The organism is Planctomycetia bacterium (assembly GCA_034440135.1).
In the GTDB taxonomy this organism is placed as follows: domain Bacteria; phylum Planctomycetota; class Planctomycetia; order Pirellulales; family JALHLM01; genus JALHLM01.
In genome coordinates this window covers 1-9,214 of the sequence record JAWXBP010000006.1, presented here as the reverse complement: position 1 = coordinate 9,214, position 9,214 = coordinate 1, and the positions used below count along the sequence as shown (strand labels likewise).

The window sequence follows — 9,214 nt, the reverse complement described above, 5'->3', positions numbered from 1 at the left end:
TCCAGCGGGCGAGCGCCGCGCGGCGTTCCATTTCCGGCGCGTCGCCGCCGAGATTCCAGTCCGGCGACAGGCTCGACAGCGACGCGATGCCGCGCGGCGCTCGCCCGCTGGATGACCGATCCCGCCAACCCGCTCTTCGCCCGGGTGATGATCAACCGCGTGTGGCACTATCACTTCGGCGCCGGTCTCGTCGATACGCCGAACGATTTCGGCTTCAACGGCGGGCGCCCGACGAATCAGCCGTTGCTGGATTGGTTGGCCGCGGAGTTTGCCGCGCAAGGATATCGTCTCAAGCCCATGCATCGGTTGATTGTCACTTCGGCCGCCTATCGCCAAGCATGGCGCCACGACGTGGAAGCGATGAAAGTGGACGCGGATAATCGTCTATTCTGGCGCGGGCCGACGCGGCGGTTGGAAGCCGAAGCGGTGCGCGACGCCATGCTCTCCGTCGCCGGCGTTCTCGATGAGCGGCTGGGCGGCCCCGGCGACCAGGACATGAAGATCTCCGTCGCACTCGGCACGGCGGCCCATCTCTATGCTCCGGACGAATCGAATCTCGATCAATTCCGGCGACGCACGCTCTATCGCGTCTGGGCCCGCAGCGGCCGCAGCGCGATGCTCGACGTGTTCGATTGCCCCGACCCGTCCGCTACCTCGCCGCGCCGCGCGGTGACGACGACGCCGTTGCAGGCGCTGTCACTGCTGAACAACGCATTCTCACTGCATCTCGCGGACCGCTTCGCCGAACGACTCGCGCGTGAAGCGGGCCAAGAACCCGAAGCACAAGTGCGGCGGGCGTTTCAACTCGCCTATGGACGTGAGCCGATCGCGGCGGAACTTTCCTCCGCGACATCCGTCGTGCGTGAGCAAGGCGCCGGCGCGCTGACGCGCGCGATTCTCAACAGCAACGAGTTTCTGTATGTCGACTAATTCAAGCGTCGTAGATCGCCGGGATTTCCTCTCCTGGGTCAAGCATGGCCTCGGCAGCGCCGCGCTGGCAGGGCTGATGCTGCGCGACGGAGCGCTGCGCGCCGCGACGATTCCCAGCGAGGCCGACGATCTGCCGCCGCACCATGAGCCGAAAGCCAAACGGGCGATTCACATCTGCTGCTGCGGCGCAATGAGTCACCTCGATACCTTCGACTACAAGCCGGAACTGATCCGACTGCATGGCAAGTCGCTGGTTGCCGACGAGCGGCCCGACGTGTTCTTCGGTCAGGTGGGCCTCTTGCGCGCGCCCGACTGGGAATTCCATCAGCGGGGCGAATGCGGGCGTTGGGTGAGCGATCTGTTTCCGCATCTCGGCGCAGAGATCGACGAACTGACGTTGATTCACTCGATGTACGCGGAAACGTCAAATCACACGCCCGCCACGTTTCAGGAGAATACGGGCTTTCGGTTGAACGGTTTTCCGGTGCTCGGTTCCTGGCTCTCCTATGGCCTCGGTTCCGAGACCGACAATCTGCCGGCGTTTGTGGCGATTCCGGACTCCCGTGAATTTCCTGCCGGCGGCTCGATCCATTGGTCGAACGGTTTCCTGCCGGCGCGTCATCAAGGCGTCGTACTTCGAGCGCGCGGGACGCCCATCGACGACTTGTTCGCCGCGCGCCCGATTGCGCCGTCGCAAGAGGCCGCCACGCGCGCGTTGTTGCAATCACTCAATCGTCGCCATCTCGCGGAACATCAAGACGCCGATCCGCTGGCCGCGCGGATGCAGTCCTACGAGATGGCGGCGCGGATGCAAATGGCGGTGCCGGAAGTGGCCGACCTCGCCCGCGAAACTGCCGAGACGCAGGCCTTGTACGGATTGGAAAAACCCGAGACCGCCGACTTCGGCCGCGCTTGCCTGATGGCGCGCCGGTTGTTGGAGCGCGGCGTGCGCTTCGTGCAACTCTTCTCCGGCGGCACGTTCGGCAGCCCGCGGCGCAACTGGGATGGCCATGAAGACATGAAATTGAATCACGGCCAGGAAGCGGCGCGGCTCGATCAACCGGTGGCGGCGCTGTTGAAAGATCTGCGCCGGCGAGGGCTGTTGGAAGATACGCTGGTCCTCTGCACGACGGAATTCGGTCGCACGCCGTTTTCGCAATCGGCGGATGACGTCGTCGGCAAAGGACGCGATCACAATCAACACGCCTTCACGGTCTGGCTGGCCGGCGCCGGGCTGAAGCGCGGCCTGAGCTACGGCGCGACGGACGAAGTCGGCTACAAAGCCGTCGAGAACCGCGTCCACTGGCACGACTTCCACGCCACGGTGCTGCATCTACTCGGCATCGATCACGAACGCCTCACGTACTATCACAACGGCATTCGCCGCCGCCTGACAAACGTGCATGGCAACGTCGTGCGCGAGCTTTTGGCGTAGTTGGTAGGGTGCCCCGTCCCTGACTAGACTTTTACGCGCTTCCAGCCGCCGTGGAGGAAGCGGCCAGTGATCAGGCCGCAGCGAAGGTAGAGGTCGATCACCATCGCGTACCACGCGCCGGCCACGCCGAGGTCGAGCCAATCGGCCATCAACCAGGCCAGCGGCAGGCGGATGCCGGCCAGCCCGATGAGCGTAAAGACCAGCGGCCAGCGCGTATCGCCGGCGCCGCGCAACGCGCCAGTGAGGATCATCGCAACAGCGAGTGCCGGTTGCGAGAAGGCGACAATCCGCAATAGTCGCGCGGCCAGGTGATGGACGTCGGTTTGGCCTTCGTCGAGGAAGAGCCAGGTGAGTTGATTCGCGAACAAATAGAACGTCAGCCCGGCCGTGACCATGATCCCGCCGCCGACCGCGCAGGCCATCGTCACGCTCCGCGTCGCGCGGTGCGGGTCGCGCGCGCCGAGAAACTGTCCGGCGAGCGTCGCGGCCGCCATTTGAAACGCCGCCCCCGGCAAATAGGAGAGGGACTCGATCCGCACCGCCACGCCATGCGCCGCCGCGGCGAGATCGCCCAGATCGTTGATCATGCCCAGGAACGCCAGGTGGCAGCCGACCATCAACATCATATCCGCGCCACCCGGAATGCCGATCCGCAACATGCGTTCGATCAGCTTCCAGTCGGGGCGCAAAAGTCGCCACTCGAGCTTCAAACCCGCGCGGCCGCGGTAGAGAAACCAGAGCACCATCAACCCGCCGACCGATTCACCGCAGCACGTTCCGATTACCAGCCCGTCCCAACCGAGCTGCGGCAACGGACCGATGCCTCGCACCAGCGACCAGCTCACCGCGATGTTCACCAGGTTGACCGTGCCCATCACTTTGAGGCCGGCCATCATGTCGCCGGCGCCGCGCAAGCAGTAAATGCCGACCGCTTGCAACATAATCAACGGCAGTGCCGGCAACTGCCCGCGCACGAAGCGCGCTGCCAGTTCCGCCGATTCGCCCCGCAATCGCATCGCGGCGACGAGTTGATCGCTGAACAGCGCGATGCCCGCGACCACCACGACGGCGAACACCGCGCCAATTAAGACGGCTTGATGGGTCACACGCCGCGCCGTTTCCGGATCGCCGGCCCCGATATATCGGGCGACCATCGCCAAGGCGCCGATCCCGACCGTTTGGAACAGCGTATGGAAAAACCAGAGCAGGTATGACATCAGCCCGATGGCGGCCAGATGTTGTTCTTCCAGGTAGCGCCCAGTCAGCAACGTATCGGAAAAACCGATCAGCATCACGAGCGATTGCTCCGCCAATGCCGGCAGCGCCAGCCGCAACATGGGACGCAGCGAACCGGCGGACGAAGCGACGGGCGAGTTCAAAGCGCGCTTTGCAGCAGTAGAGGTGAGATAAAAATACTAGTGTTGCGCTTTGGCGGCGTTCTGAGAATTCACACCGGCTGGCAATCGAGCAGCTTCTCGAAGGCGTCCTTCGAGTGCCCCACTAGCTCTTCGTAGTCAGTCGTTTCGATTTCTTCGCCGAGTAGCTCGACGTCGAAATCGCCGCGGTAGCCGCCGGCTAACAGTGCGCCGATGATCTCGCGCAACGGAAGAATACCTTCGCCGAGCCGGCAACGATTGACTTCGCCGTTGGGCAGCGCGCGGCAATCGCCTAGATGCACGACCGCGATCGACGGCGCCCATTCCCGCAGGCGCTCCAGGCAGATGTCGTGTCCCAGATGGTAGGTGTCGAAGGCGACTTTGATGCCGGGTCGATCGATTTCCTCAATGAGCGCCAACGTCTCTTGGACCGAAGTCAGGAACGTCCATTCACTGATGAAGCTGGCATGCATCGGTTTGAGTGCCAGCGTCACGCCGAGGTCTGCGGCTAGCGGCGCTACCTTGCGCAGCGCATCGCGCGTGATGCGGCGGGCATGGCTGTGTGTGTGGCCGGCGCGAGCGCCGGTATAAACCACGAGGCAGCCGGCTTTCATCGCGGCGGCCAGACGAATGGCGTGCGTCGTGTCTTCGAGACTATCGCGATAAGTCCCGCCATCGCTGCCGGTGAAGACTCCGGCCCACAGCAGGTTCGAAACTGACAGCCCGCTTTGCTTCAGCAACGCGAGCCCTCGTTCCTCGCCGTAATCCGACAGCTTTTGCCGCCAGACGCCGACGGCGGGAATGCCGGCCGCGGCGATGCGCGCGAGATCGACTTCGAACGGCCAACGAAACGTGGTCATTTCGTTGATCGATAACCTGGCCATCCGCGCAACTCCTCTCCGATGGATGTCTCGGCACGGCGACCATGCCACGAAAGCGGCACGTAGTATCGGTGAATCGCGGAGCGCTGTAAAGCAGCCGCGCGAGCGATTCGCGGCAATGCGGAGTCTGCGCCGCCTCGGCGTGCATCAAGCGGCTCTCAACCGCTGTTTTCCCGCAGCGCTATGCGAGTATGGCGTCAAGTCGATACCGCTCTGTCGGGGGTGGCGCTCATGCGCGGTGTCGCGCAATCGCCAGAGCGACAGCAGTGCTAGCACCACGAACCACGTCGGCAGTCCCCAGGCGAGCGTGAGATCGCCCAGTGATTTTCCGAGCAATCCCTTCGCGGTCAGCGGTCCGGCAATGATGAGACACGCAACGACTGCGAGCCAGCCGCGCGTGGGGCGCTCGACGACGCGGCGCGCCACGAACAGCGCCGGCAGAATCATCACTGCGTAGTGCGCCTTGCTGCTCATCGGACTGAGCAGCAGCATTAAGCAAACGATCATCGCCACATCCATGCCCACGTGCAACTTGTGCCAACCGACAGGAGGCGGTTCGTACGCGAAGACCGGAGCCGGCTGCTTGCCGATCACACCCCAACGCCGGATGCTCAAGCCCAACAACAACAGCGATCCGCCGTAAACAATTCCGCGCATCAAGAGCGGCGGCCATGTGGGCGCGGCCACGGCGCGATCCAACAGCGCAGCACTGGTCCAGGGCCAGCCGAACGTCGCCACGCGATTCACCATCCCAGCCAGCGATTGATTCAACAGCACATCGCTAAACCAAGCTCCCGGCGCGTCTTGCCCGACGCGCGACAGAAACGTGCGCGACCAATCCATGGCATACGATCCGCCGTCCGGCTGCGGCCAGAGCAAGTCCGGTAAGAAGTTCAACGAAAGCGCAATCGATGCCATGACCAGCGCTGGACGCCAACGTCCGCGCCAGAGCAAGTACACGCCAAACAGCGCCGGCGTGCATTTCATGGCCGCCGCAACGCCCCACCATACGGCCGCGCCGATGCCATTGCCTCGCCAATAACGGCAGCCGCCGGCCAACACGAATGCGGCGATTACCATGTCCGTCTGATGATTTTCCAGGGCCGCCAGCATGAATCGCAGTGAAAGCAGCACGCCGACCCAAAACACGGCGTGCCATTTCCAAGAGAAGCCAATCAAGCCTGGCCCGCCCGCCAGTCGCCAAGCGCACGTAAACGCGGCGCACGTTGCCACGACGTTGACCGCATACCAGGCCGCGATCGACCAATCATCAGGAAGATTCGCCAGCGGCGCTGCCAACATCGCCATCGCCGGCGGATAGGCGTAGGCCACGGGCTCGATGCGATGAATCGTCTCAGCATTTTGCAGTCGTCGCGACGCCTTGACGTAGCAATCGATCCACTGGCTCTCTTTGCCTTCGTGCAAAAACGAAACGCCGACGACGGTGAAGAACAGCAGCGCCACCAACGGCACGCCGTAGTCGAACAACGCCGGGAACAGGCTGGGCCAACCCAAGCGCGCAGCGGTCGAGCGCGGCGTCGGTTCGAGGTCCGTGGTCGGAGGGAACATGCGGTCAATCCTCGGAGTTCAAAAACGCGGCTCGTCCCTGGCCCATGGTCCAGCCTTAAATCTTGAAAGCGGCGAAGGATACGTGGATTGAAAGCGCCGGGGCAAGACGGATTCGACGAAACCGGCGGGCCATAGCATTGAGGCAGGGTTTGGCGAATCCAGGCAGTTTGGCGAACCCGGCACTTGCCCAGGCCGTGGGTTGCGGCAATGCTGGAGGTGGGAGTCTGAAGTTATCAGTGTTCAGTTTTCAGTGAGGACCGAGTATTCGGACACGGAAAACTAAACACTGAAAACTTCAAACTCCCAGCACGTCCTCGCTTTCATTTTGTCGCATTGACGAATCATGCCGCTCGTTGACAGCTTCGGCCGGATGCATACGAATCTTCGGATCAGCGTTACCGATCGCTGCAATATCCGCTGCTTTTATTGCATGCCGGACGAGAATATTCGATTCAAGCCGCGTAGCGAGTTGTTGACGTTCGAAGAGCTTGCGCGGTTGGCCACCGTGGCCGCCGGCTTGGGCGTCAATAAGTTGCGGCTGACCGGCGGCGAACCGCTGGTGCGGGCGCGATTGCATCAATTGGTGCGCGTGTTGGCTGCGATCCCCGGCATTGAGGATATCGCCCTCACCACGAACGGCATTCTGCTGGCCGAGCAAGCGCAAGCTTTGCGCGAGGCCGGTTTGCAGCGACTGAACATCAGTCTCGACGGTTTGAGCGAGGCGACGTTTCAGCGCATCGCGCGGCGCGAGGGGCTGCAGCGCGTCATCGACGGCATCTTTGCCGCTCGCCAGGCGGGCTTCGACCGCATTCGCCTGAACGCAGTGGCGATTCGCGGCATCACGGAACCGGAGATCGTCCCGCTGGCGGGCTTCGCGCGCGAGCATGGCTTCGAACTGCGGTTCATTGAGTTCATGCCGCTCGACGCCGAACAGCATTGGCAGAATGAACAGGTATTGTCCGGCGAGGAGATTCGCCGTTTGCTGGAAGCCGAGTTCGGCGACTTGATCCCGGCCGATCGCCCCGATCCGAGTCAACCGGCCACCGATTATTATTTCGCCGACGGCATCGGGCGGATTGGTTTTATCAACCCCGTCACGCAATCCTTCTGCGGCGATTGCAATCGCCTGCGCGTCACGGCGGAAGGACAGATTCGCAACTGCCTGTTCTCGATCGAAGAATGGGACGCTCGGGCGTTACTGCGCGGCGGCGCGAGCGACGAGCAAATCGCGGAGTTGTTGCATGCCTCGGTCGGCGCGAAGAAGGCCGGGCACGGGATTAACAGCGATGAGTTTCTGCGTCCTGCCCGCGCGATGTATCAGATTGGCGGTTAGTTCGCTCGCCGCTCGAGAATCTCGCGCGTTTGCTCGACGCTTAAATCTCGCCACTTGCCGGGCCAGCGTTGAGCGAGCGCCATGTGCCGGCAATGGAGCGTTTGCCGGTCCAGTACGGCGAGTAACCGTTGCCACAGGCCTTGGGCTTCGAGAACATACGCGTCGGCCGTTTCGGAGAGGCGCCAGTTGCGCCAACTCGCCAGGCCAGGATGTTCGGCAATCACACGTTGTAGACGAGAATCTTCGTTGTCGAGTGGCACCAACGTACGGCATGCCAGGCACTGACGTTCCTGAATGGCGTGCGGGCTCACCAATTGCCGGCAATGCGAGCATTCCACTAAAACGCCTTGCTCGACAATTTCGCCGGTGACCGGGCAATGGACCGCGTATTCCGGCAAGACGTATGCGCCGGTCACCGCGCACTGCGCCAGTTCTTTTTTCAGCAAGCGGCGACCCGTGCGCCGGCAAACGGCAATTTCTTCTGCGGCCGCGATGCGGCCGTCGTCGGTCGCGGCGACATGAAACGTCTCGACGCCGGTGTGAGGACAATGGAATGGCGGCGGCGTGAAGGCGTTGGCCCAGCCGCTAAACGGCAAATCCCACGACAGGCTGCCGATGGTGAAGCGAATTTTTCCGGTCGCGTGCCGGCACTGGATCAGCGTTACGTGCCGCACCGGGGCGCTGGTCAATTCGGCTTGCTCCAACGCCGCTTCGATAGCGCTTACGCCGCCGTTGACATCCAACTCTTCGGCGCCCGCGCGAGGCGAGAGGTCGTCAAGTTCGATTGCATCGATGACCGCGGCGGAGAGTCGCTTGCCGTCGCTGGCGAAGTAGCTGACGTCACTTTCGTTCCATGCGCACCGGCAAACCAGGTGATCTTCCAGTTGGCAGCCAGCCAACTGCAAATGCCCGCCGTCGACTTGGTAGGCGCCGAATAGTTTTCCCGCGATCGGCTGTAAGCTGCCAGGCTGTTCGATCGGCGCGGCTTCGTCGATCAAGCCACAATTGGCGCCGGCCAACAACAGGGCGCGCAGATAGCGTCGCGTAGCGGCCGGCGATTCGATTACCGCGACCGGCGATTCAGGTCCGCTGGTTCGCAGCGCCATCGAGTCGGGCAACGGTCCGACAGCGGCGAGGACCCATTGCTCGAACAGCCGGTGCGACAGCAATGCCGTCATAGGCGAAAGGGTTTGCGGAGCCGGTTGGTGCGCCACGGGAGGGACCGCCTGGGCAAGGTGGGGCGTGAGAGCCTTCCTGCTGCATCGGGCGAATCCTCCCGCCGGTTCAGCCAGACCGTCACTTTACGCAGTTTACCATGCCGATCGGCTCCCGGCACTACTTCGGTTGAAAGGGGCACCGATGCCGGTCGTGGTTCACTTTGGAGACGCCTGAAGGAGGTACGTGCCGCATTCGCTGCCTGCTAGACTCAGGGGATGGAAGAAAACCCGTATAGGTCGCCAGAGACGCGAGCGTCCGAGCGCCCTACCAAATACAACCGAAAGCTACTCGACCGCATTTTCATGGCGGCGGCTATCATTTTCCTAATCGCAGTTGTGATTTGGGTCGAGTGGTAGTTGCCCAGCAGACTTGTGCAGGGCGAATCAGTTTTTCATGATGCCTAGGAAGCGTAAGAGTTTTCGGGGTTGGCATGCGAAGCGGCGGAGGTTGGAGGTGATTTGCGGTAGGCCGG

At 62.7% G+C, this 9,214-nt stretch carries 7 protein-coding genes; 3 read left to right on the top strand and 4 right to left on the bottom strand.

Going from position 1 to position 9,214, the window contains the following annotated elements; genetic code table 11:
* Together SGJ19_00240 and SGJ19_00235 are read left to right on the top strand one after the other, a co-directional pair.
* The coding region (locus SGJ19_00240; protein ID MDZ4778662.1) for a DUF1553 domain-containing protein at positions 1-930 on the top strand (930 nt) is incomplete at its 5' end.
* The gene (locus SGJ19_00235; GenBank protein ID MDZ4778661.1) at positions 920-2,365 is read left to right on the top strand and encodes a DUF1501 domain-containing protein; all 1,446 of its coding nucleotides are present in this window, start codon (positions 920-922) and stop codon (positions 2,363-2,365) included. The genes SGJ19_00240 and SGJ19_00235, both read left to right, overlap by 11 nt.
* Positions 2,366-2,388: 23 nt before the next feature.
* Here SGJ19_00235 and SGJ19_00230 read toward each other — a convergent pair whose 3' ends face one another.
* The 3 genes from SGJ19_00230 to SGJ19_00220 all read right to left on the bottom strand — a co-directional run bounded on the left by SGJ19_00230 (position 2,389) and on the right by SGJ19_00220 (position 6,191).
* Positions 2,389-3,744, bottom strand: a complete 1,356-nt coding sequence (locus SGJ19_00230) for an MATE family efflux transporter (protein MDZ4778660.1) — start codon at positions 3,742-3,744, stop codon at positions 2,389-2,391.
* Between the two features lie 68 nt (positions 3,745-3,812).
* Positions 3,813-4,625, bottom strand: coding sequence for a sugar phosphate isomerase/epimerase family protein (locus tag SGJ19_00225; GenBank protein ID MDZ4778659.1), 813 nt, complete (start codon positions 4,623-4,625; stop codon positions 3,813-3,815).
* A 144-nt stretch (positions 4,626-4,769) separates the two neighbouring features.
* Positions 4,770-6,191 carry a glycosyltransferase family 87 protein gene (locus SGJ19_00220; GenBank protein ID MDZ4778658.1) on the bottom strand — a complete coding sequence of 474 codons (1,422 nt, stop codon included), beginning with the start codon at positions 6,189-6,191 and terminating at the stop codon, positions 4,770-4,772.
* A gap of 343 nt (positions 6,192-6,534) precedes the next feature.
* Between SGJ19_00220 and moaA the strand changes: the two genes are divergently transcribed.
* Positions 6,535-7,524: a GTP 3',8-cyclase MoaA gene (gene moaA, locus SGJ19_00215; protein ID MDZ4778657.1), complete on the top strand. Its 990-nt coding sequence runs from the start codon at positions 6,535-6,537 to the stop codon at positions 7,522-7,524.
* Here the strand turns inward: moaA and SGJ19_00210 are convergent.
* Positions 7,521-8,702, bottom strand: a complete 1,182-nt coding sequence (locus SGJ19_00210; protein ID MDZ4778656.1) for a hypothetical protein — start codon at positions 8,700-8,702, stop codon at positions 7,521-7,523. The genes moaA and SGJ19_00210 overlap by 4 nt on opposite strands.
* Positions 8,703-9,214 lie beyond the last annotated feature (512 nt).

What these genes read in the sequence shown, in the direction of transcription:
- SGJ19_00235 (MDZ4778661.1), top strand. Translation starts at nt 920, where the DNA reads ATGTCGACTAATTCAAGCGTCGTAGATCGCCGGGATTTCCTCTCCTGG.
- SGJ19_00225 (MDZ4778659.1), bottom strand. Translation starts at nt 4,625, where the DNA reads ATGGCCAGGTTATCGATCAACGAAATGACCACGTTTCGTTGGCCGTTC.
- SGJ19_00220 (MDZ4778658.1), bottom strand. Translation starts at nt 6,191, where the DNA reads ATGTTCCCTCCGACCACGGACCTCGAACCGACGCCGCGCTCGACCGCT.
- moaA (MDZ4778657.1), top strand. Translation starts at nt 6,535, where the DNA reads ATGCCGCTCGTTGACAGCTTCGGCCGGATGCATACGAATCTTCGGATC.
- SGJ19_00210 (MDZ4778656.1), bottom strand. Translation starts at nt 8,702, where the DNA reads ATGACGGCATTGCTGTCGCACCGGCTGTTCGAGCAATGGGTCCTCGCC.